General features: G+C 55.5%; 11 protein-coding genes and 2 pseudogenes. 8 read left to right on the forward strand and 5 right to left on the reverse strand.

Features of this window, described 5'->3' with window-relative positions; genetic code table 11:
- Positions 1–939: MFS transporter (locus NV64_RS00060; RefSeq protein ID WP_199177597.1), on the reverse strand; the 939-nt coding region annotated here is incomplete at its 3' end.
- A 69-nt stretch (positions 940–1,008) separates the two neighbouring features.
- Here NV64_RS00060 and NV64_RS00065 point away from each other — a divergent pair.
- Entirely contained in the window at positions 1,009–1,449 is a 441-nt protein-coding gene (locus NV64_RS00065; RefSeq protein ID WP_056237905.1) for a helix-turn-helix domain-containing protein, read from the forward strand.
- A gap of 139 nt (positions 1,450–1,588) precedes the next feature.
- Here NV64_RS00065 and NV64_RS00070 read toward each other — a convergent pair whose 3' ends face one another.
- Together NV64_RS00070 and NV64_RS00075 are read right to left on the reverse strand one after the other, a co-directional pair.
- A complete protein-coding gene (locus NV64_RS00070; RefSeq protein WP_056238459.1) occupies positions 1,589–1,945 on the reverse strand; it encodes a cupin domain-containing protein in 357 nt (118 codons plus the stop codon).
- Between the two features lie 355 nt (positions 1,946–2,300).
- Positions 2,301–3,137 (reverse strand): alpha/beta fold hydrolase, encoded by an 837-nt coding sequence (locus NV64_RS00075; RefSeq protein WP_101505010.1) that lies wholly within the window; start codon positions 3,135–3,137, stop codon positions 2,301–2,303.
- Between the two features lie 258 nt (positions 3,138–3,395).
- Here NV64_RS00075 and NV64_RS00080 point away from each other — a divergent pair, with 258 nt between their 5' ends.
- Positions 3,396–4,391 (forward strand): GlxA family transcriptional regulator, encoded by a 996-nt coding sequence (locus NV64_RS00080; RefSeq protein ID WP_101505011.1) that lies wholly within the window; start codon positions 3,396–3,398, stop codon positions 4,389–4,391.
- Positions 4,392–4,406: 15 nt separating this feature from the next.
- Here NV64_RS00080 and NV64_RS00085 read toward each other — a convergent pair whose 3' ends face one another.
- Positions 4,407–5,744: a glycoside hydrolase family 10 protein gene (locus tag NV64_RS00085; protein WP_369878846.1), complete on the reverse strand. Its 1,338-nt coding sequence runs from the start codon at positions 5,742–5,744 to the stop codon at positions 4,407–4,409.
- A gap of 515 nt (positions 5,745–6,259) precedes the next feature.
- Between NV64_RS00085 and NV64_RS00090 the strand changes: the two genes are divergently transcribed.
- A complete protein-coding gene (locus NV64_RS00090; protein WP_101505013.1) occupies positions 6,260–14,842 on the forward strand; it encodes a glycoside hydrolase family 94 protein in 8,583 nt (2,860 codons plus the stop codon).
- A 19-nt stretch (positions 14,843–14,861) separates the two neighbouring features.
- On the opposite strand, the gene NV64_RS00095 is transcribed toward NV64_RS00090, so the two are convergent.
- Positions 14,862–15,095, reverse strand: a complete 234-nt coding sequence (locus NV64_RS00095; protein ID WP_101505155.1) for a hypothetical protein — start codon at positions 15,093–15,095, stop codon at positions 14,862–14,864.
- Positions 15,096–15,336: 241 nt separating this feature from the next.
- On the opposite strand from NV64_RS00095, the pseudogene NV64_RS00100 reads away from it, so the two are divergent.
- From NV64_RS00100 to NV64_RS23035, 5 genes and pseudogenes are all read left to right on the forward strand, one after another.
- Positions 15,337–16,735, forward strand: a pseudogene (locus NV64_RS00100) (ISNCY family transposase).
- A 178-nt stretch (positions 16,736–16,913) separates the two neighbouring features.
- A pseudogene (locus NV64_RS00105) lies at positions 16,914–17,326 on the forward strand (helix-turn-helix domain-containing protein); the annotation flags it as partial.
- 345 nt (positions 17,327–17,671) lie between these two features.
- A complete protein-coding gene (locus NV64_RS00110; RefSeq protein WP_146005425.1) occupies positions 17,672–19,321 on the forward strand; it encodes a ShlB/FhaC/HecB family hemolysin secretion/activation protein in 1,650 nt (549 codons plus the stop codon).
- 60 nt (positions 19,322–19,381) lie between these two features.
- On the forward strand, positions 19,382–24,487 hold the full coding sequence (locus NV64_RS00115) for a DUF637 domain-containing protein (RefSeq protein WP_158239866.1): 5,106 nt from the start codon (positions 19,382–19,384) through the stop codon (positions 24,485–24,487).
- Between the two features lie 14 nt (positions 24,488–24,501).
- The gene (locus NV64_RS23035; RefSeq protein WP_146005427.1) at positions 24,502–24,825 is read left to right on the forward strand and encodes a hypothetical protein; all 324 of its coding nucleotides are present in this window, start codon (positions 24,502–24,504) and stop codon (positions 24,823–24,825) included.
- Positions 24,826–25,065: the final 240 nt, after the last annotated feature.

The raw sequence follows: 25,065 nt of genomic DNA on the forward strand, positions 1-25,065 counted from the left end.
CGGCGTAAGGATCATGATCGCCAGCAGATAGCCGGCCACCCCGCCGGCCGCGCCGGTGAACGCCAGCAGCAGGGTCCCGCAGGCCATCAGCGTCAGCCCGAGCCGTTGCGTGTAGCGGTGACCGAACCGATCGACCAGCCGCCCGGCGGGCACGCCGCAGCACATGCCGATCAACGGCCCGGCCGCCATTACTATCCCCGCCTGGCCGTCCGCCAGCCGCAGCCCCTGGCTCAGATAAAACGGGCCGACCACCAGCGTGGTCATCATCACCGCCGCCACCAGCAGATTCACCGCCAGGGTGTTGAGCATGGCGCGGTCCAGCACCTGACGCAGGCCGGGCGATGCGCTTCGACCCGCCGGTGGTTGACCCGGCAGGGCGACCAGCAGCAGCAGCGCGACGATCGCCAGCGGCAGCGGCATCCAGAACAGCCCGCGCCAGCCGGTCAGCGGCAGCAGCAGACCGCCGAGCGCCGGGCCGAGCGCCGTTCCCAGCGCGGAGACGCTGCCCATCAGCCCCATGCTGCGGCCGAGCCGCCCGGCCGTGCTGGTCTGGCGCATCAGCGCCATCGACAACGTCATCATAAAGGCGGCCCCGATGCCCTGCAGTAGCCGCGCCAGCACCAGCAGCGACAGCTGGCTGGCAAGGCTACAGAGCAGAGACGCCGCCGCGAACAGCAGCAGCCCGGTGGCCAGCATAGGCCGCAGCCCGAAGCGATCGCCGAGCCGCCCGGCATACACCGCGGCGACGGTTAATCCCGCCAGGTAGGCCACCACCACCCTCTGTACCGCAGAGAACGGGGCGGCAAACGCCGTCCCCAGCACCGGCAGGGCGATATTGGCGATGCTGGTGCCGAGCGACGCCAGCAGCATCGCCAGCACCAGCGCGGTAGTGAGTCGCGCAGAGGCTAGCGGTGGGGCGGAAGGAGTGATCTGAGTCATAGGGACATTCTCTTGTTAAAGGCGGGGTGTCACGTTAGTCTACGAATTGAAGTCGACTTGAGGTCAAGTATGAAATTACTCGATATTGCCGAGGTGGCGGCGCAGTCCGGGATGAGCCCCTCCGCGCTGCGTTACTATGAGAAAAGCGGTCTGATTCACGCGGTAGCGCGCCACGGCCTGCGGCGGCAGTACGCGCCCGAGGTACTGTTACAGCTGCGGCTGATTGCGATGGGGCAAACGGCGGGATTTTCGCTGCAGGAGATCGGCGGCCTGTTTGGCCGCGGTGGGGTGAGCGAACTGCCGCGGGATAAGCTGCACGCCCGCGCCGACGAGCTGGATAATCAGATTCTTGAGCTGACGGCGCTGCGCGACACTCTGCGCCACGTGGCGGACTGCGGTGCGCCCAGCCATTTTGAATGCCCGAATTTCCGACGGCTGATGGAGATCTCAGCGGACCAGGCCAGAAGTGCCCGGGCGATTAAGCAAGGAAAACCCGAAAGAAAGACCTGACGGAAGGGCGTGGCACAGGGTGGGTCGGATATGCAGCGTCCGGGCGTTGCGGGTAGCGGTGGTCTGTAAATGGTGAGCGGACAGAGGAGTATGAACCCCGGGGGCCGCTGCTTCACCCCCGGAACAGCCAGCCCCGCGCTTATTTCACGTCAAAAATCACGTACAGCTTGCGCATCTGCGTTTCCATCACCCAGGTGCCTTCGGTGTTGGCCTCAAAGAAAAAGGTGTCACCGGCTTTATAAGTCAGCGTCTCTTCCCCGTCCGGGGTGAACGATCCGCTGCCGAACAGAAAGTGCATCACTTCCGCCTGCTTAACCCCACGGCGATAGCTGCCCGGCCCGCACTCGAAAATGCCGGTATCAATGCCGCTGGTGCCGGGAATGGTTTTCTCCAGCCCGAACAGCTTAATTTCCGGTGAGCCGGGCAGTCCGGCAATGCTGCCCTGCGGATCCAGCGCGGGGATAGCGGCGGGTTGTTCGATTTTTTGCACTTTCATGATGGCGTGATCCTTTTTGATGGCGGCATAACGGCAGAAATGGGCGCGCGGCAAGCCCTTCAGGGGGGCTGCCCGTTAACAACCAGCTTAACGGAGTGGCTGAATACTTTATGAAATATCCGCAGCCATGAATAACATAACTGCGGGTAAATGAGGGCGGGTTTGGCAGAAACGGTTGCGGGTGGCCTGACAAACGGGTTCACCCGTTGAGCATGCTGCACAACAACACCTGACCGCATAGCAAGTCTGATGTTATTCAACGCGATGGCATTATTGACCCCGAAGCAGGATGCCAGGTTTAACAGACGGCTAATAGAATCAGGTGATTACCGCTAATCCTCCGGGGTTGCAATGTTTAACGCCTGGCGAAAGCCAGCAAGTCAGGGTTAATTATTTCAGGGTTGGTCGAGCACATACCATGCGGCAGACCGGGATAGGTTTTCAGGGTGCCCTGTTTCAACAGTTTGACTGACTTATGTGCGGAGTCATCAATCGGCACTATCTGGTCATCTTCACCATGCATAACTAATACCGGAACGGTGATGGCTTTCAGGTCCTCAGTAAAATCAGTTTCTGAGAACGCGGCAATACAGTCATATTGCGCTTTAGCGCCGCCAGCCATTCCCTGTCGCCACCAGTTGTTTATCAATCCCTGGCTGACTTTCGCGCCAGGGCGGTTAAAACCATAAAATGGGCCTGCCGGCACGTCCATATAGAATTGCGCACGGTTTGCGACCAGAGCAGAGCGGAAACCGTCAAATACCGTTAACGGTAAACCTTGCGGATTGGCGGCTGTTTTCAACATGATTGGGGGGACAGCACCGATCAAAACCGCTTTTGCGACCCGGCCTTTTTCAGCATGTGCGACATAACGCGCCACTTCGCCGCCGCCGGTAGAGTGGCCGATATGAATGGCGTTCTTCAGATTCAGCGTCCTGGCAAGTTCGGCCACGTCTGCTGCGTAGGTCGTCATATCATTACCTGCATCGGTTTGATCGGAACGTCCGTGGCCACGGCGGTCGTGGGCTATTACGCGAAAACCTTCAGATAGGAAGAACAACATCTGGTTGTCCCAGTCATCAGCGCTTAACGGCCAGCCATGGTGGAAGACGACAGGTTGTGCACTCTTCGGGCCCCAGTCTTTGTAGAAAATTCGGGTGCCGTCTTTGGTAGTAATGATGCCGTTGCTCATAGGGATATCTCCTGAAGGTGATGATAAAAATGTTATGCCCTGGGCGAGGGATGAGTGAGAGAGCCCAATACCTGCCGACAGCGTGCTGCCGAGGATCAAAAGGTTACGCCGTGAAATTTTTAACTTTTCTATTTCTGCGCCTGACATATGCGCTCCTTTACAGTTTTCAGGCCATCGCGGTGATGACTTGTTGAACATGATTGTCAGGCATTACGTGAGGCGTTACACTTGTCATATATGACATTATAAGCGTTGAAAATGACAAATCTCAGTTCTGTTAAAAGCACGGTTATAGCTGAAATCGGTGTGTTGATTTACCGGGACTGCCAACTCGCCGCAGTGTACGGCCTGACCGATATGTTCAGGATCGCCGCTGACTGGGCTATGAGCATTTCCGGAGAGGAGCGTAAACGGGCGATACGGGTTTCGCACTGGCAGGTTACTGAAGGCGCTAATACCGTGGAATGTGTCTGGGACAGCCATCCGGATGAACCCCATCGTATGAGCTATCTGATTGCGCCGCCAAGCCTGGTGATGCCAGCACTGATGACTTCAATGAAGGTGCCCGCTGACTGGATGAATACACTTTATAACAAGGGTGTCACGCTGTGTTCGGTTTGTGCCGGTGCATTTGTTCTGGCCGAAACCGGGTTGATTAACCACCGTCGCGCAACAACGCACTGGGCTTTTGCGCAGGCATTATCCGATCGTTTCCCAGCGATTGACGTGGTAGCGGAAAAAATGGTCATCGACGATGGCGATATAATTACCGCTGGCGGGATCCTGGCCTGGATAGATCTGGGGCTGACGTTGATCGAGAAAATATCAGGAACGGGCACAATGCTTGCCACCGCCCGATTTTTGCTGGTCGATCCCCCAAGGCGTGAACAAAGTCCCTACAGCGTTTTTATCCCTGATTTCGAGCATGGTGACAGCAAGATTTTACTTATCCAGCATCATCTGCATGCCCACTATTCCGAGCAGCACAGTATTGAAAAGATGGCAGAACGGGTGTCACTGTCACCACGCACCTTTCTCCGCCATTTCCAGAAAGCTACGGGATTAAGGCCGACGGATTACCTGCAACAGGTGCGGATAATGAAAGCGCGAGACGCGCTGGAGCTTACAGGGCAGGCTGTCGATGTGATTGCCTGGGAAGTGGGATATACCGACGCTTCTGCCTTCCGCAAGGTCTTCCGCAAAATAATGGGTGTGACGCCCAGCCAGCATCGACAACGCTTTAACCATGAATAACGTGAAGACGCTCTGTTATTTTCCACTTCCCCAGCGGTCTCTGAGGTAGTTAACCGCGCTCTGCGTCTGTGGCAGGTTCAGGTAGTTCTCGCGGAACAGGATGGTGCCGTCGATCTGCGGCTGCGACTCGTTCATATCCAGCTGTTTTTTCAGCTCCGGTACGCCGTTGCCGAGGGTCCAGTCTGGCTCTACCTTTGAGGCCTCACCGACCTTATACAGCGCTACGCCGATATAGAGGCGGGTACGGGTCGGTTTCACCACTTCGGCCCACCAGTTGGCCAGCACGCCGTAGCTGGCGGCCTTACGCGAGAACGGCCAGTAAATCTGCGGGGCGATATAGTCGAGCAGCCCGCTCTGTACCCAGCGGCGGGTGTCGGCGAAGGATTCATCATAGGCGGCCGCGCCGCGCGTATCGGAGCCGGCGGCATCGTGCGACAGGTTGCGCCACACCCCGGCCGGGCTGACGCCAAACTCGACACCCGGCTTCAGCTGCTTAATGGTACGCGACACCTGTTCGATCAGCTGCTGGGTATTGTGTCGACGCCAGTCCGCCTTGCTGGCAAACCCCTGACCGTAGCGGCTGAAGGTCTGGCTGTCGTTGAGCATCGAACCCGGAGAGTCGGCGTAGAAGTAGTCGTCAAACTGCACGCCGTCGACGTTATAGCGGGAAACCACTTCCGCCACGATGCTGGTGATCCAGTCACGCGCCTCCGGAATGCCCGGGTCCAGCACGTAGCGCTCGCCGGAGATACGGATCCAGTCGCGGTGCAGCACAAACACGCTGGCCGGCTGCTGCGACAGGGTGCGGTTCAGCTCGGCGGTGGTTGAGGCTTTGGTATTCACCGACACCCGGTACGGATTGAGCCAGGCATGTACCTTCATGCCACGCTTGTGCGCTTCATCGAGGATAAACTGCAGCGGATCGTAACCCGGATCCTCGCCGATTTGCCCGGTCAGCATATCGGACCACGGCAGGATCTCAGATGGCCACAGCGCGGTGCCGTCGGGTTTTACCTGAAAGAATACCGCGTTAATCCCCAGCCCCTTCAGCTTATCCAGCTTAGCGATGAGCGCCTGCTGCTGCAGGCGAATGCGCTGCTCAGGGCGGGCGTTAACCGAGGCGATCGGCGGCCAGTCCAGCCGCGAGACGGTCGCCAGCCATACGCCGCGCAGCGGACCCTGCATCGGCGCGGGGTTGACCGGCAGCGGAGGCTTAACCACCACCGTCGGCGGCGGCGTCACCAGCGAACGCGGCGGGGTAGAGGAGCAGCTGGTTAACAACAGCGCGGCGGCGGTCAGTGCCGCGAGCCGTTTGACTGTGATTAGCGAAGTGAGGCGGTCAGCGCTGGCGATGGTAAGCTCCGAAACTAAGCGATATCCTAAGTGAATCCCTCTTTTTACGGCAATCGGCGGGGGGAATAAAGGATTTCATTTGGGGGTATGTATTGAATGAACAGGCCAAAACAGCAGAGCAAGAGAGTTATCGACGCACGGAGTGATTTGGCTTAAACAGGCCGCAAGACCTGTTGAAGCCTGTTTTAAGCCGAACTGTACGTTGTAAATGAAGGTTAACTTCAGGTGGTGAGTGTTCCGCGTGGGGTTAATTATGCGATTAGAATGTTGTAACTAGTAGCGCGTCAGTATTGCACGGGGCCGATCGTCTGCACGCGGCTGGTGATTTGCGACGAAGCTGTCTCCGCACTGGACGTCTCGGTACATCGCCGTACTGGCTTCATAACCAATGTTCTATACTGAACAAAATACCAGCAGCTGTTCAGTCCCTGATGCCTTACGCCCATCCTGAGAGAACATTTCTGAACTGATTTCGCAACTGCTCCTGCACGTTAACGTCGAATCAGAGCAACCCGATGAAAATGAAACCTGTAGCGTGGTTTAAGCGCGCTCGCATTCTGCCCGAAGATGGCGAACGCGTGCCGTTCCCGGCAAACGATACGGGAGCTGAAAATGGCTTACGAGCGGAGTTATTTTCAACGCCCCAGCTGGAGCGTTTCGGCCAAAGGCTGGCTCGTACACATAAGTTGTCCCGCGACAAACTACCGTACTACCTGCTTAAGCGACTCAGTGACAATGAGGCGGTGATTACACAAAGCTGTTACGCACTCAACGCCGGTAAAAAAACCAGTATCATGCCCGCAGGCGAGTGGCTGCTGGACAACTACTATCTGATTGAAGAGCAGATCCGCATGGTTCGCCAGCACCTGCCGAAAAGCTTCGGTAAAGGTCTTCCGGCACTGGCCATTCCTCATCAATGTCCGCGAATTTATGATATCGCCTCAGAGGCCATCGCCCATGGCGACGGGCGCTGGGATACCGCCAGTCTGACCAGCTATCTCACCGCCTATCAACAGCTAACGCCGCTGACGTTGGGGGAAGTCTGGGCTCTGCCGGGCATGCTGCGTCTGGCGCTGATTGAAAACCTGCGCCGGGTGAGTTGCGAGGTGGCTCAGGCACAGCAGGAACGCAGCCTTGCGGATACGTGGGTAACGCGAATTTTTGAATGTGCTGAGCATACCCCCGCCGACGTAATCATGGTTATCGCCGACATGGCGCGTTCTCATCCTCCGCTGAGTAGCGCTTTTGTCGCAGAGCTGGTCCGCCGCCTGCAGGGACATGGCAACGCGCTGGCGCTTCCTCTTAGCTGGGTTGAACAACGTCTTGCCGCGCAGGGAGTGACGACTGAGGCTCTGATTCATCGCTTCAATCAGCAGCTTGCTGCCAGCCAGCTCTCCGTCAGCAACAGCATTGCCGGTTTGCGCTTGCTGAGTGAAACAAACTGGGCGGAGTTCGCCGAGAGCATCAGCGTAGTGGAGCAGACGTTACGTCGTGATCCTGCGGGTATCTATTCCCGTATGCACTTCGATACCCGGGACCATTACCGCCACGTGATCGAGACGCTGGCCAGAGAGAGTCGTTTCAGTGAACCGGAAGTCGCAAACCGCGTGCTGTCACTGTCTGGTGAAATGGCCGCAGACACTGCGCACCGACACATTGGTTATTTTCTGCTCGGAGAGGGGCGCGCGCAGCTCGAAGAGTTACTGTCGGCTGAGAGGTCGGGTATCAAACGGCTGCGACAGAGTTTAAACAAACTGCCCCTGCTGTCATGGCTCGGCAGCATAAGCCTTTTAACCACGGCCGTTACGGCCGCCGTATTGTATGAGACGGCGCAGCAGGCGATCTCCTGGCTGCTGATACCGCTGGCGTTTCCTCTTATTGTTGCTGTCAGCCAGCTGGTGAGCGATATGCTCAGCGAAGCAACCACGCGTTTTCGCATCCCCAGCCCTCTGCCGCGGATGGACTTTTCAGACGGCATTCCTGTTGAGTATGCCACCATGGTGGCGATCCCCTGCATGCTGACAAGCCATGAAGGCCTCAGCAAGCTTCTCACTCGTCTCGAAGTGTGCTGCCTGGGTAATCAGGATGACCATCTCTGCTTCGCGCTTCTCACCGATTTTGCTGATTCATTAACCGAAAATACCCGTAAAAACAGTGCCCTGTTAAGCCAGGCAATTGCAGAGACGCAAAAGCTTAACCGGCGCTACCCCGGCAGCCGGCCTCGCTTTTATTTACTGCACCGCCAGCCCGAATGGAACGATACACAGGGGATATGGATGGGGTATGAACGCAAGCGGGGCAAGCTAGCGCTGCTGAACAGCTGGTTACGCCAGCCGGGAGCACAGTTTTCAAGCGCTGCAGGCTTGCCCCCGCACATGTTACCCGGACAGATTAAATACGTGATCACGCTGGACAGCGATACGCTCCTGCCACGCGATACCGCGCATAAACTGGTGGCCACGATGGCGCACCCGCTGAACAAGCCAGAATACGATCCGACGCGCCAGAGAGTCATTAAAGGGTACGGGATTTTACAGCCCGGCCTGGCGGAGGAGATGCCCCGAAACGGGCAAGGACGCTACGCCGCCCTGCGCAGCAGTGTGCCGGGTAATAATCCCTACTCGATGATGTCTTCCGATGTCTATCAGGACCTCTTCGGCGAGGGATCGTTCGTTGGCAAAGGTATTTATGATGTGGATATTTTTGTCCAGTCCACCGCCAACGTCTGCCCGGAAAATCTCGTTCTCAGCCACGATCTGCTGGAAGGTTGCTACGCTCGCTCCGGTCTGTTGAGCGAAGTCTTACTCTACGAACAGTATCCGAATGATTATCTCTCCGACGTCGCGCGCCGTACGCGCTGGATCCGCGGGGACTGGCAATTACTCAACTGGCTCAGGCTCTGGGTGAGAAAAGCAGACGGAACCAGGGATAAAAATCCGCTCTCCGCGCTTTCCCGCTGGAAGTTATTTGATAATCTGCGACGCAGCCTGGTGGCGCCTTCCTTCCTGCTGTTGCTGTTTAGCACGCTGCTGTGGGTCCCCAATCCGCAGTACTGGCTTGGCGTGCTGATGCTGATACTGCTGCTGCCTGCGGCGTTAAGCATCGTCTGGGATCTCTTGCATAAACCGCTTCGCCGTCCCTTCAGGCAGCATCTGATGCTGGTCGCAGCCGGAGCACTGAAGCGCGTTTCCCGTATCGGGCTGACCGTGGTGATAATGCCGCACGAAGCCGGTTACTCGATATATGCGATCGGCGTTACGCTCTGGCGTCTTGGCGTAAGCCAGCGCAATCTCACCCAGTGGGTAAGCCATAGCCCGGATAACGGCCAGAATAACGTCTCTGCATTGGGCTTCTGTCGGGCTATGTGGTTGAACGTCGCCTGCGGTCTGGCGCTTACGGCTCTGACGTCTGTTTTTGCACCGCTGCTGCTGACCATCGCGATAGCCATCGGCGTCACGTGGTGCCTGACACCCCTTCTGATGAGCTGGCTGAGCCAGCCGGCTGTCCGTAAGGCCTCCTTGCCGAATCAGCAACAGAAACAGCTGCTGCGGCAGACAAGTCGGGAAATCTGGGCCTTCTTTGAAACGTTTGCCACGGCGAAAGAGAACTGGCTCCCCCCTGACAATTATCAGGAAATCCCCCAGCCTGCGGTCGCGCATCGTACGTCACCCACCAACATTGGCCTCTCTCTGCTGGCTAACCTGACGGCCTGGGACTTTGGCTATCTGCACGGCGGCGGCGTGCTGCAGCGCATCATGCTGACCCTGGACACGCTGGATAAGATGGAACACTTCCGCGGTCATTTATATAACTGGTATGACACCCGTACGCTTGCGCCGCTCAGCCCGCGCTACGTCTCAAGCGTTGACAGCGGCAACATGGCCGGACATCTGCTGACGCTGCGTGAAGGGGTGTCAGGCATGCGTAATCAGCCGGTTTTGAACGGCGAAAGGATATTAGCCGGCCTGGACGATACGCTTTCCCTTCTGGAAAAACACTGGGGGCCGGGTGCCCCCGGTGCGCTGAAACTGCTGCGCAGTCAGTGCGCCAGTGCGGCGGCGCTGCCTTTGGGGCGACTGTATGACGCGCTTAAAAATATGCGCGCACAGTGCAACCATCTCACCGGCGCGTGTCGGCAGGAGGGGCACCTTGTGGTGCGCTGGACGGAGCGTCTGGAGCAACAGCTGGTCGAACTTTGCCATGAATGGTCGCATCTGCTCGGCTGGTTACCCCCGGCGTACTGCGGCGAGACGCTGCCGACGCTGAGCTGGCTGGCGGGCGCGACCTGCGCAGGTGAAGGGACGCCTCCGGCATCGGTTATTACCTACGCCCGCCTGCGGCTGGATATGATCGGCGAGCTTGAACAGCGGCTGAGCGACCATGCGCGTATGGATTTTGCGTTTCTTTACAGCGAAGCGACCAGCCTGCTCAGCGTCGGATTTAACCGTGACACGAATACGGCCGACAAAAGCCACTATGACCTTCTGCCCTCTGAAATCCGTCTGACCAGCTTTGTCGCCATCGCAACGAATCAGCTACCGATGAAAAGCTGGTACGCGCTCGGAAGGCTGTTCACCACCATCGATAATGAAACCGCGCTGATGTCCTGGAGCGGCTCGATGTTCGAATATCTGATGCCGAATCTGGTGATGCCGGCCTGGCACGGCAGTCTGCTTGATAAGATGAGCAAATCCGCGGTGATGCGCCAGATCCACTGGGGCAAGGAGCGCGGCGTGCCGTGGGGCGTCTCTGAGTCCGGCTATCATGCCTTTGATGTTCAACACAATTATCAGTATCAGGCATTTGGCGTACCCGGCCTGGGTCTGCGTCGGGGGCTTGCCGACGATATGGTCGTCGCGCCGTACGCTACGCTGCTGGCGCTGCTGGTTTCTCCGCAGAAGGCCTGCGAAAACTTGCTCAGGCTGGAGCAGAGCGGTGCGCGCGGCGAATATGGGTTTTATGAAGCGCTGGACTATACGCCATCACGGCTTGCTACCGGGCAACTGTACGCCGTGGTGCAATCGTGGATGGCACATCATCAGGGCATGGGATTTCAGGCGCTGGCGCATCTTCTGCTGGACGCTCCGATGACCGCTCGATTTATGGCGAGCCCTGCCTTTATGTCGGCAAACCTGCTGCTCCAGGAGCGCGTACCGGATGTGGTCGATCTCTACAGTCCCCGCCGTCATTTTGAATCCCACGACGGGAGGGTGAAACCGGTGCGCTATGAGCCGCGAGTCTTCACCCGTGCGGACAGCCCGACGCCCGAGGTACAGCTGCTATCCAACGGACACTACCACCTGATGATGACGCCGGGCGGCGGCGGATACAGCCGCTGGAACTCGATTTCCCTTACCCGCTGGCGCAGCGACACGACCCGTGATTGCTGGGGATCGTTCTGTTATATCCGCGACCCGCTTACGGATGAGGTCTGGAGCAACACCTGGCACCCCGTGGGCGGACACGCTGACGGCAACGATGAGATGATATTCACCGACGCGTGCGCGGAATTCAGGCGCACCTTCGGCACTCTGAGCATCAGAACGCAGGTTGTGGTCTCTCCGGAAGATGACATAGAGCTGCGGCGGATTACCCTGGTACACCGTGGGCGACTGCCGCGAACGCTTGAACTGACGACGTACGCCGAAGTAGTGATGGCCCCAGAGGCCAGCGATCTGGCACACCCGGCGTTCAGCAATTTATTTATCGAAACTGAGATTGACCCAGGCCGGGACGCTATTCTGTGCCACCGGCGTCCGCGTTCGCCGGATGAACCGAGTCCGTACCTGTTTCACATGATGGTCGTACATGGCGATAACGGCGCAGGCGCCTCGTTTGAAACCGACCGGGCTAAGTTTATCGGCAGGGGCAGAAGTCCGGCTGATGCCGCTGCTGCCCATGAAAACGGGCCGCTCAGCAATACGTCGGGTGCGGTGCTGGATCCCATCCTGGCAATACGCCACACCGTGACGCTCCTGCCAGGAGTGCCGGTAACCATTGATATCATTTATGGCATCAGCGAGAGCCGTCAGCACAGCCTGGCGTTGCTGGAAAAATACCGCGATTACCCGATTGCCGAGCGCGTCTTTGAGCTGGCCTGGTCGCACAGTCTGGTGGTGTTACGGCAGATGAACGCCAGCGAAGATGACGCCACGCTGTTTAACCGTCTCGCCAGCGCGGTGCTTTATCCCAGCCAGGAATTACGCGCCGACGGCGAGGTCATCAGCCGGAACAGGCGCGGTCAGTCCGCGCTGTGGGGCTGGGCTATTTCAGGCGATCTGCCGATTGTGCTGCTCAGCGCCGCCAGCGAGGAGAGTATGGCCTCCGTCACCACGCTGATTCAGGCGCATCGCTACTGGCGGCTGAAAGGGCTGGAGGTGGATCTTGTTATCCTCAATAACAGCCCCGGCGGCTACCAGCAGGTGTTGCAGACGCAGATTATGGATCTAATCTATGCCGGTTCAGAAGCCAGCATGCTGGATAAATCGGGCGGGATTTTTGTGCGTAACGGCGAGCATCTGTCTGCCGATGATAAGCAATTGTTAATGAGTGTGGCCTGTCTGTATCTCGACGATCGTGCCGGCGGTCTTAACGAGCAGCTTAACCAGCGGATCCACTCGTCGAAAAAAACGCTCAGGCCTTTTGTGCCGGGCAGCGCGGCAGGGAGTAATCAACACACGGACTGGACGCCAGAGACCGACAGGCTGCGACATTTCAACGGTCATGGCGGATTTTCTGAAGATGGTCGGGAGTATCAGATTGTCCTGAAGGAAAACCAGCCGACGCCTGCTCCCTGGGCAAACGTGCTGGCAAACGCCTGTTTTGGAAGCGTGATATCTGAAGCAGGACAGGCCTACAGCTGGTGCGAGAACGCCCATGAATACCGCCTGACGCCCTGGGAAAACGATCCGGTAAGCGACCGCAGCGGTGAAGCTTTTTATATTCGTGATGAAGAAAGCGGCGAGTGCTGGTCGCCCACTGCGTTACCCGTACGCGGGCGCGGCGATTATCTGACCCGCCATGGCTTTGGCTACAGCGTATTCGCCCACCGCGAGAGCGGGATAGACAGTGAGCTGACGGTGCTGGTCGCCGAACATGCCCCGCTTAAGCTGGCGATTCTGACGCTCAGTAATAATTCGGGCCGTGCGCGGCAGCTATCGGTCACAGGGTACGTGGAGTGGACGCTTGGCGAATCGCGCACGCGTTCAGCCCCCCACATTGTGACGCATGCGGTAAGCGTGCCGGGTGGTAGCAGCGTGATGGCCAGTAACTTTTACGGCGCTAGCGGTGAAGGGCGCACCGCATTTTTCGCCGTCAACGACCCCCATGGTTCCTTTACGGCCGACCGCCGCGAGTTTATTGGCCGCAACGGCTCTCTGCAAAACCCAGCCGCCATGAAGCTACGCAGGCTGTCAGGTAACGTGGGCGCCGGTCTCGATCCGTGCGGCGCAATCCAGTCTGTCACTACCCTGATTGATGGCGATCAAAAGACCTTTATTTTTATACTCGGCAGCGAGGAAAATTCTGCCCAGGCGCAGACGGTGCTTGCCCGCTATCTGGATGAGGATAACGCTCGCCGGGAGCTTAACGCCGTTCACCAACACTGGCACCGCATGCTTGATAACATCGTGGTCAACACCCCGGATAGCACCGTTAACTTACTGGTTAACGGCTGGCTGCTGTATCAGACGATGGCCTGTCGTCTGATGGCCCGCAGTGGTTATTACCAGTCCGGCGGCGCGTTTGGTTTTCGCGATCAGCTTCAGGATACGCTGGCGCTGAGCCACAGCGCGCCGGAACGACTGCACGACCAGATTGTGCTGTGCGCCTCCAGGCAGTTTATTGAGGGCGATGTGCAGCACTGGTGGCATCCTCCGCACGGCAACGGCGTAAGGACGCGTTGTTCGGATGATTATCTCTGGCTGCCGCTCGCGGTCTGTCACTACGTCGAAACGTCCGGGAATACCGGGATACTGGAACAATGCATCCCCTGGCTGGAAGGGCGCCAGCTCCAGCCAGGCGAGGAGTCCGTTTACGATACGCCGCTCATCAGCCACACCGAAGAGACGCTCTGGCTGCACTGCGTTAAGGCGATTAAGCACGGGCTACGGTTTGGCCAGCATGGTTTGCCGCTTATGGGTGCGGGCGACTGGAATGACGGGATGAACCGGGTCGGCATCGACGGTAAAGGGGAGAGTGTCTGGCTCGGATTCTTCCTGTACGACATTTTACAGCGTTTCGCGGCGCTCGCTGAGCGGCGGCAGGATGAACATGTTGCGTCGCTGTGCCGTATGGAGGCGCTGCGCCTGCAGAAAAATCTCAATGCCGCCGCCTGGGATGGCGAGTGGTTCCGGCGTGGCTATTTTGACGATGGCACGCCTCTGGGATCCAAAGACTCGCAGGACTGCCGGATTGATGCCATCGCGCAAAGCTGGTCCGTTCTCTCCGGGGCAGCCGATCCTGAACGCGCCGTTAAGGCGATGCAGGCGCTGGACAAGCACCTGGTCGATACCGATGTCGGGTTAATTAAGCTGCTTTCCCCTCCATTTGACGGTCATGGACCGAATCCCGGTTACATACAGGGTTATCTGCCGGGCGTGCGGGAAAACGGCGGGCAGTATACCCATGGAGCCATCTGGGCCGTGATGGCATTTGCCCGAATGGGGAATGCAGAGCGCGCGTGGCAACTCTGGTCTGCGATCAACCCGATACACCACACGCTGGATGCCAAAGGCGTGGAGAGATATAAAGCGGAGCCCTATGTCATGAGTGCTGATGTGTACAGCGTCGCGCCGCATACCGGTCGGGCAGGGTGGAGCTGGTATACCGGGTCCGCAGGCTGGGCGTACCGTCTGCTGACAGAAGAGCTGTTGGGGATAAAACGTTACGGTAATTCCCTTACCGTTCACTCTCTGTTGCCGGACAGCTGGCCGTCATTTAGCATGACTTATCAGCATGGCAGCAGTCTGTATCACATTACTGTTTCACGTGGCGAGGTAAGCTATCAGGTTACTCTGGATGGCATCCTCCTCGCGGATGACAGAATCCCGCTGATGGATGACGGAAAAGTTCATACGATTGAAATCATTCAGAACTGACGCAGGCATCTGATGCGCATTAACATCTGCCGTTAATGCGCTGATTGTCCCTGAGAACATCAATTGCAGTTTTCATCGCGACTTTATCATCTCTTCTTTTTTGTTTGCCTTGCATCACCTGCAAGTATTCAAGCAAAGTTCGGGTATTGATAGGCCTTCCCTGTCTTCCTACGGCGAGTACGGCTTCACCAAGGATTATTTTAACCGGAGGCAACTGTGCCGGATACCAGTCAAGGGTGTCTTCTGATTTCATCATAAATTTCTCACGGAAGGGTATCATATCATAAATTACGCACCTGCATTGAGAGCATCTGGAATCAGAATTTATTATAAATCAACACAATATGTGAGCACGTCATCCCTTGATTTAACATAATTAGTATTATGCGTATCAACCATGTAGTAGCTAAATTCAGATGTCCGCCTCTGACCAAATAGACATGTCCGCGCTACAGTCTCACCACAGCGATCGCTGCTTTCAAAGGATGAGACTCATGACGGCATACGGAACGGAGTTTTTCTCGATGAACGATGTGAACCGACTCAGGATCCTTCAGGACGTGATTGACCGGCGTCTGACAACACGCCTTGCAGCCAGCCGGCTGGAGATCTCTGACAGGCACTGCCGCCGATTGCTTGAACGCTACTGTGAACACGGACCGCTTTATCTTGTTAACCGCCGTCGTGGCCAGCCCGGGAACCGACAACTGATGCCAGGCCTCGCCGAACGTGCATTGCGCATCATTCGTGAACGTTACGCTGATTTTGGTCCGACATTAGCCTGCGAAAAGCTCGCTGAAGTTCATGATTTGTACCTTGCTAAAGAGACCGTGCGTAAGCTGATGACCCGGGCCGGTTTATGGATCCCCCCGTAAGCTACGACCGTCGCGTGTCCATCAGCCTCGCCCACGACGCGCCTGTACTGGTGAGCTGATACAGATTGATGGCAGTGACCATCGCTGGTTCGAGGATCGTGGCCCGGCCTGTACGCTCCTTGTTTATGTCGATGATGCAACCAGCCGGCTGATGCAGCTTCTGTTCGTCAGTTCTGAGTCTACTTTCACCTATTTTGAAGCCACTCGCGGTTATCTGGAGCGATACGGCAAGCCTCTGGCGTTCTACAGCGACAAGGCCAGTGTCTTCAGGATCAACAACAAACAGGCTACCGGCGGCGATGGCCAGACCCAGTTTGGCCGTGCAATGAACGAGCTGAACATTACCGGTATCTGCGCCAATACGAGTTCAGCCAAGGGCCGCGTTGAGCGGGCTCACCTGACATTACAGGACCGCCTGGTCAAGGAGCTGCGGTTGCGCGGTATCAGTACTCCTGAAGCTCCCAACGCCTTTGCTGATGAGTTTATGGCAGATTACAACCGCCGCTTCGCAAAGCTGCCCCGGCACGATTTTGACGTACATCGCCCGCTGGAGAATGGCGAAAACCTGCAGGCGACATTTACCTGGCGTGAACAGCGTAAGGTCTCAAAAAACCTGACTTTACAGTATGATAAAAAGCTTTATCTACTTGAGGATAATGAAGGAAACCGGCGTTTTCAGGGGAAATACATCGATGTCTGGCAGTATCCGGACGGCACTATTGAGCTCCGGGCCAATGGTACTTCCCTGCCCTTCATCACTTACGACCGGCTGGGAGAACTTGACCAGGGTGCCATCGTCGACAACAAGCGCCTGGGACGTACTCTGGAGATGATAAAGCTGGTTCAGGACAAGCGGGACAACACCCGCTCACAGGCCCTGCCATCACTGGACGGCCATACCTCACGCAGAAAGAAACAACCCGGCAAGAAATCACAGCGAAGTCTAAATCAGAACGACATGCTGGAAGCCCTGCAGCAACTTCAGACAAGGAGCAAGGAAATCTTCGGCCAGAGCTGAAACCTGACCCACATGCGGACGTCTTAATTTAGCTACAAAGCGGACCTCTGAAAACAGGCCAGACAGGGTGTGTAACTGCAATATTCTAATGTCACTTTTAACCCATTTAGAGATGTCACTTTTTATGGCATAAAGGATCCAATCCTCAGGCCATGGAGACATCAGGATGCTTGTGACCATGTCAGATAAAGAACTCAGTCGGATCAACCTCATTCAGTCAGTTGTTGAAAAGCGCATGCGCCGTCGTGATGCTGCTCATCAGCTTGCTCTGACCGAACGTCAGACACAGCGGTTAATGAACCGCTTTCGTGAGTCTGGCGCTGCGGGACTGTCATCCCTGAAACGCGGCAGACCCGCAAATAATCGTGCTCCGGATGAACTGCGGTTCAAAATTCTGACGCTGCTGCGAGAAAACTACAGCGATTTGGGACCGACTCTCTGGCAGCCGAGAAGCTCACTGAACGCCATGGCATTACCATTTCGACAGAAACGCTGAGAAAATGGATGACCGCTGACGGACTCTGGAGTTGTGGTCAAGACCCCGGAAATCACGCCCTTAACGTCGCACGCGCCGTTAAGTCCGCCCATCGGGGTTTCGGGTTTAATGGAGGCTGATTTATCGCTGCTCGTACGCTGCCCTGCCAGAGGTAAAACGAACCCTTTTCAAACAACGTTGTTTCGGTCAAAGCGTTTGGGGACATTATAAGCTGTGAACTGCCATGAACCATCCTTACGTTAAAAACGAGCATCGACCTTAACAACCCATCGTATCCCCTACAAAAAATACGCCATCAAGATCATTTAAAACAGGAGGATAGAAGCCAGTAAATAAGACTGGACTTAAATTTGTATGTATTTATAATTTGCTCAAATTTTAAGCAAATCGTAAGAGAGATTGCTGTGTGTATCAACAGGGAACGTTGTGCCGGAGCAGCCGTGCTCCTGATTTTATCCTGCCTTGCCCCCGCGACTGAGGCCGCCGTTCAGACGCTCAGCCCCGCCGATCAGAGCATTATTGAAAACCGTCAAAGAGCCCTGCTCGAACAGGCGAAGGCGCTGCGTGAGTCGCTGCAGAACCAGACGGATCTTCCTGTCGTAACGTCTTCATCACAGGCTAACGCCGGTGATGCCTGCCATCCGGTAAAGCAGATTCGTTTCCGTCAGTCAGCTCATCTGCCGGCCGGCGTGCAGGCTGCGCTTGCCCGCTCCTGGCAGAACCGCTGCCTGACTCTGGCGCAAATCAACACGCTGATACGGGAAACTACCGCTGCTTACCTGGAAAGAGGCTATATCACCTCGCAGGCCTGGCTCCCAGAACAGGATATTTCAGGCGGGGAGCTCATCATCGCCGTCAGCGAAGGACGTATCGAGTCCGTCACGCTTAACGGTGACACGCCGCTGGCGGTAAGAATGGCGATGCCGGCAGGAGCGGAACAGGTGCTGAACCTGCGGGACCTGGAACAGGGGCTTGAGCAGCTTAACCGGCTGCGTTCAGCGCAGGTGACCATTGATATTCAGCCGGGCACGCTTCCGGGCTATTCCCGCGTGGTACTGGTGCCGGCAGATAAAAAATCATCCGTCGGTGTCAGCGTGAGCGCCGACAACAGCGGGCAGAAGAGTACCGGTACGGCACAGCTGGCCGCCTCACTGACCGTTGAAAACCCGCTGCATCTGGCCGACCTGTGGCAGTTTTCCGCCTCGCGCGACGGCGAGTTCCGACACGACCGGCGCAGCCGCAGCCTGACCGGCAGCGTCAGCATCCCTTACGGATACTGGCTGCTGAGCGGGCAGACCGGCTGGAACGATTTCTATCAGCAGATCCCACTGCAGCAGGCCAGCTACCGCTATGCCGGCAGCGCTCTCAGCCAGCGTTTCTCCGTTGGCCGCACCCTGCTGCGTGACGGCAGACAGAAGCTGGCGTTTGAAACCGCGCTGAGCCGCAGGCGCAGCGAAAACAGGCTGGCCGGAGAAAAACTCAGCGTCAGCAGCCCGACCATAACCGGCCTGAGCGGCACCCTCAACTACAGCCGCAGCGCGGGCGGGGGGTGGCTCACATTAAGCCCGTCGCTCAGCCACGGCCTGCATGTGCTGGGTGCCACGCCGGACGCACCCGATCGGCCAGGGCTGCCCCGCAGCGGCTTTCGCAAATACAGCCTCAGCGCCAGCTACTTCCTGCCGCTTTCCTCCTCCGTTTGGTATCTGACCTCTTTCTACGGCCAGACCACGCCGGACAACCTTTGGGCCAGCGAGCGGATCTCCGTCGGCGGCCAGTACTCGGTGCGCGGCTTTAAGGAGCAGTACCTCACCGGCAACCGCGGAGCCTACTGGCGCAATGAGCTCACCTGGCAGATTGCCAGCTCTGCAAGCTTCGGCGGCCTGTCGCTGACCGGTGCGCTGGATATCGGCCGGGTGCAGAAGGAAGCCGAACGGGTGGAAGGCGGCAGCGTGGCCGGTGCGGCGCTGGGCCTCGGCCTCAGCGGCGGTCTGTTCAGCCAGTCGGTCACTGTGGGCAAGCCCCTTTTATCGCCGGACAGCCTGCAGCCGGACGCCTGGGTGGCGTGGTGGCAGGCCGGCATCACGTTTTAGCAACAGCACACAGCCGGGCACCGCAACGTGCTCTTTTTAACATCCTTCGAGGGAATGACGATGGACAAACTCAATAATCCGCTGGCCCGGGGGGCCAGCTATCTGCTGATTTACCTGACGGCGCTGCAGCCGCTGAACCCGGCGATTGCGGCAGGCATTACCGCCGCGGTCAGCGGTACGCAGGTGCAGTCCGGCACGGTACCGGTGGTGAATATAGCCCCCCCCAACGGGGCCGGGATTTCGCACAACACCTACAAAGATTTTAATGTCGCTACGCCAGGCGCGGTGCTGAACAACGCCACGGCGGCGGGCAAGTCTCAGCTGGCCGGTCAGCTGAACGCTAACCCGAATCTTAAAGGTAAAGCGGCAGAGCTGATTATTAACGAAGTGACCGGTGCCAGCCGATCGGAGCTGAACGGTAAGCTGGAGGTGTTTGGCAGCAAGGCGAACGTAATGATCGCCAACCCGAACGGTATTACCTGTGACGGCTGCGGGTTTATTAATACCCCCGCCGTAACGCTGACCACCGGCAAGCCGGTCATGGGTAAAGATGGCACAATGGAAGCGCTGGAGGTTAAAAAGGGCAGCGTCGTTATCGGCAGCAAGGGGTTGGACGGCAATAACGCGGATTACGTCGACATCATCAGCCGTGCGACTGAGATGAACGGCAAAATAAACGCAAAGACCCTGTCCCTGACGCAGGGCGCTAACCGCATCAGCTACGTGGATGGCACCCTGAAGCCAGTCAGTGGTGAAGGAACCAAACCGCAGCTGGCCGTGGACACCAAAGCGCTGGGCGGCATGTACGCCGGTAAGATCCGTCTCGTGGCGACTGAAGAGGGCGTGGGCGTCAACCTTCGCGATCTGACCACTAACCAGAAAGACATCAGCCTGAGCGTCAAAGGTCTGGTGGCCTTCACTGGCTCAGCCCAGGTTAAAACCGATCTCAACATCACGGCTAAGGAACTGCAAATCTCTTCAGCCAGCAGCATCAAGGCTGGAAGAGATATCACAGTGGACAGCCCCCGGCTGGCAAATGAAGGACAGTTCAGCAGCGCCGAAGATATGCGCATCTTCAGCGACGAAGCGCGAACCACCGGCGAGAAAACACTGATTCAGGCAGGAAAAAATCTGTGGATACAGAAGGATGCGACGGGAAATAAATCCACCTATCTGACCAATCTTTCCGGAACGATCAAAACGACGACCGGTGATTTGATCATCCGAACCAACAGGCTGGATAACGACCGACATAAGTTAGTTGTTGCCATGGCTACAGCGCCTAAAGATAACAAGGACTTTGACCGCTACGCGGGAGCTGGTTTCTATAATCACCCTACGGATTTTGTGGGATTCGATTACACTGCTGACATTGATGACAAGAGTTTTAAATGGGTAGGTCACATTGATTTCAAAAAATCTCTGGCAGTTAACAGCGACAGGGAAACATGGTCTGTTATTTCTGACAACAAACCAGCAGAAATCAGCGCAGGCAGCAATGCATATATCAATGCATCAGAACTTCGCAATCGCGCCAGTGAGATAAAATCCGGGAAAGACCTTATTATTACTGGAGGCAATCTTGAAGTTATTACAGAATCAACCGGGACTTATAACGAATACGCTAATTTCGAACGTATAACAAATCCTGAACCCCCACTTTACCATTACAACCCAACAGATCCCCGCAGTTCATACTTTAAAGATGATCCTGCTAATGCATACTTTCTCCTTATTTACAGCCAGAAAGGAAAAGAGGGTAGCTGGTCAGCAACAGCAAACAGGTCATCACTGCTGCAGGCTGGCGGCAATCTCACCGCAGATTTCAATAATTCAATCATCAGCAAAAGTAATACAAATTATAACCCAGCATCGGTTAGCGACATTACATCGATTGAAAACCCTGTAGTGTTTTCAGCCAACAATATCTTACTGAATAGCAAAAATATCACGCTGAGTGAAGGATTAAAAGCGACCGGCGATATCACCCTGATTGCAGGCGATAAAGCCAGTGTCAAGGAATCTACCTGGACCGCCGGAGGGGCCATTTCCCTCGCTGCCGGGAGCAATATTGACCTGCTGCAAAGCAACCTGAAAGCGCAGGATATCACGCTTATCAGCCGTGAGGGGGATATTAAATCAGCCACCAGCAGCAGTCCGTCTTATTTCCGCACTGACGGAACGCGCTGGCAGACCAACCTGGATGCATCCCGCGATCTGACCCTGAGTGCCGGTAAGTCAATTACTTTGAACAATGCGTTGTTGTCTACCCAGGGGCGAAATATTTCAATGACCTCTGCGGGAAATATTTCGTTAGTCCGTGATGATGCAATTTTGCAACGCGCGCGGCCAATGGAAACACTGCCAGCGACTAAGGCACAAGAGTACTTCAATAAATTACTCACCGCAGGGGCCATCAACGTCACTGATTCCGTGTTGATCAACAGCGGTGGCGACCTTGCACTTCGCGGCGTCAATATTAAAGCCGGCAAGGATATCACCTTGCTGGCCGGTAAAAGTGTCGACCTCAGCGTAAGGCCATTAGGAGAACAGTTTGACCCTCTGTTTGCTAACGTCCGTGTTGCGGAACTGCGAAGTACGGTAAACGCCAGTGGCAATCTGCTTTTAAGTGCCGCACAGAACATCACCGCCCAGGGGGCATCACTTGCTGCCACAGGCAATGCCACGTTGATGGCCGGTAAGGATCTGCTGCTTTCAGCAGTGGCCTGGTCAGCTATCGACAGCCAGAACGACAACAATAAGGATGACCGTAATCTGACCGCCAGCCTGAAAGCCGGTAAGGCACTGACGGCAGCAGCTAACGAAAACTTTATCGCAACGGGCACCGAGTTTACCTCCGGTAGTGATATGACGCTGAGCTCCGGCGGCAAGATGGAGTTTAACGCGGTGGCCAGTCATATCTACCGCGAGCGTAGCGATGGCTACAGCGAAGAGGTCACCCAGCAGAACAGTAAACTGAACAGTGGCGGCGTGCTTACCCTGCTGTCGAACGGCAGCATTCTTTTCCAGGCGACTTCGCTGATAGCGAAAGGCGCTATGGACGTGGCGGCGAAGGGGGGCTTCCTGTATGCCCAGGCGATGGAAGAGTCCAGCAGCTACGAAAAAACCACCACCAGTCGTAAATGGTACGGCAAAAAAACCACCATTAAGCAGACCAGCCATAAGGTAACCAATAAGGTCACCGAGTTTACCGCTGACGGCAATATAAACCTGCTCAGCCGTGATGACAGCACCTACCAGGCCAGCAAAATCAACGCCGGTAAAAATGCCACGCTGACCAGTACCAACGGTAAAGTGATTTTCGAAGCGGTAAAGAACACCACCTTTGAACAGCGCATTACCAATTCAAAAGGTTTCTGGATTAAGAATGCAGATAAGGGGTATACAGAAAGCAGATGGATTATGCCCTCGGTTTATACCGGCGGTATTCTGACGGTAAATGCGGCAACCGGTATCACTGCCGATATCAAAACAAAAAATGCACAGTCGCTGAACGAAGCCGTCACGCTGCTCGGCAATACCACCGGCACTGACTGGCTGAAGGGACTGAACACCCGTAAAGACGTGCAGTGGCAGCCAGTGCAGGACGCCTACAACAGCTGGGATTACAAGAGCCAGTCGCTGAATCCTGTCGCGTCAGCAATCATAGCCGTAGCTGTTGCGGCCGTTACCGCCGGCACAGGGCTGGCCGCCTGGGCTGGTGAAGCAGCGGTTACCGCCAGCGGCTCGGCTGCTGCAACCACTGCGGGTGCTGCCGCTTACGGTGTGGGAGCAGCCGGTATGACGGCGCTGACCTCGCAGGCGGCCGTCGCGCTGGTCGAAAACAAAGGTAACTTATCGAAGACACTGCAGGCGTTAGGCAGTTCATCTTCAGTAAAATCTCTGGCGACCTCAATGGTGGTTGGCGGAACCCTGGCGGGTTTTGACCAGGCAGTATTTGGTATTAATGCCACAGCATCGTCCACAAAGCTTCCACTTCTGAGTAAGGGTGACTGGGGTAAAATAGTCCAGCGTGTGGCAGGACAATCCATCCTCAGTTCAAGCCTGAATACCACAATCAATGGCGGCAGTTTTAAAGATCAGTTAACAAGCGGATTGCTGAGTAATGTTGCCGGTCAGATTAATGCTGAAGGTGCGAAATTTGTTGGAGACCGCGGGGGAGTATTAGGGATTCCTGGAAAGACTTTGTCACATATGGTTGTCTCAGGCATTGCCGCTGAAATTGGCCAAGGAAATGTTAAAGGTGCGGTAGCAGGAGCACTGGCAGCAGAGTTAGCTGGGATTATAATTAATGACAATCTTTTTAAAACTGTAGGCTGGCGGGAACGAGATGCACAGATCAGCCGTGTAGCAGGGGCTTTGGCCGGAGCGCTGGCAACTAACCAGGCTAACGGAGTAAATAGTGGTGCCAACGCAGCGGAGATAATAGAGAGGTTTAACCGACAGTTACATCAAGATGAATTAATCGCCATAAAAGAACTATCTAAAGGAGATAAGATATCTGAAGAAAAACTATTGGCTGCATCATGTCGCCAGACAAATTGCACCTATCAGGAAGCATTAAGCTCAGTTGAGAGAGATTTTTATGACACCTTAATGAAAAAATATCCAATCACATTATATGAAGATAGTATTCTATCAGGTTATTGGGTGAGCAAATCAAAAAACAGATATGGAAATTACCCTGCGCACACTGAAAATTACATAGAGCAGTTATTCACTTACACCGTAAATGATAGTATTACTGATAGTGAAACTTTTGCAAAAAACCAGTGGATAAGTGAGGCAAGAAATAAATTTGGATTATCTAATTCAACATTAACATCCGTGCATAATATGTTAGCAGTGGGTGCAATTGTCTTAGGTTCGAGAAAGGGGAATGTTAATGGCAGGCCTATTACTTTAGAAAATGGATTCTACGTAGCCGACGGGCTAAAAATAAGTACAAGTTACTACGACCGTTTGTGGCAACAAGGTAGAAAAGCGCCGTTCCTTCAGGCCAGGGAGATACTCAACAGTAACCCTAAAGTCATGCAAGACCCTAGAGGGGCCCCCGGATATATGAGATATGAAGTCGGAGGCATTGAAATGGTGTATAATCCCACTACAGGCCAAATTGGCCACATTCAACCACTGAAAAAATAAATTTGAGGATAAACATGGATATTTGGCCAGTAATGCAGGAAGATCTCATTCGATATCGAGATCTACGCGGTTCGATTGAGTTACATCTCTTGCATTATGAAAAAAGATGCACCGAAATCATTCAAAAAATTAGCCAATTATCATTTGATGAAAGTCAACTGCTGATTGATGAACTTTTTAGTATACAGAACGCACTTGCAATCTGTCAGTACAAGTACAAATTTCCATTAAATGAAAAATTACGGGGCTATGTTTATGAACTTGACCAACAGGATGATTTCACCAGAAAATACTGGTATGAAAGATTTACCAACGGAATGACATGGCCAACTTCTTAGCAAAGTAAGACTAAAGAAAATATATAACAGACAAGTGAATAAGCAGGTATAGAAGATTATTTTTATGGATCAACACACCGAGCCAAAAAATAAAAACTATACCTGTTAGTCGATAATAAAAATAACATTATGCCTCCCCCTCCCTCCGTTAAACGGAACACAATGCATCAAGCTATCCACCTTACTCGGAGCACCAGCGGGTGCTTCCACGGGGGCTAGCCTTGCGTCAGCGCCGTTCCC

The sequence above is a fragment of the Erwinia sp. B116 genome (assembly GCF_002865965.1).
GTDB lineage: Bacteria > Pseudomonadota > Gammaproteobacteria > Enterobacterales > Enterobacteriaceae > Erwinia.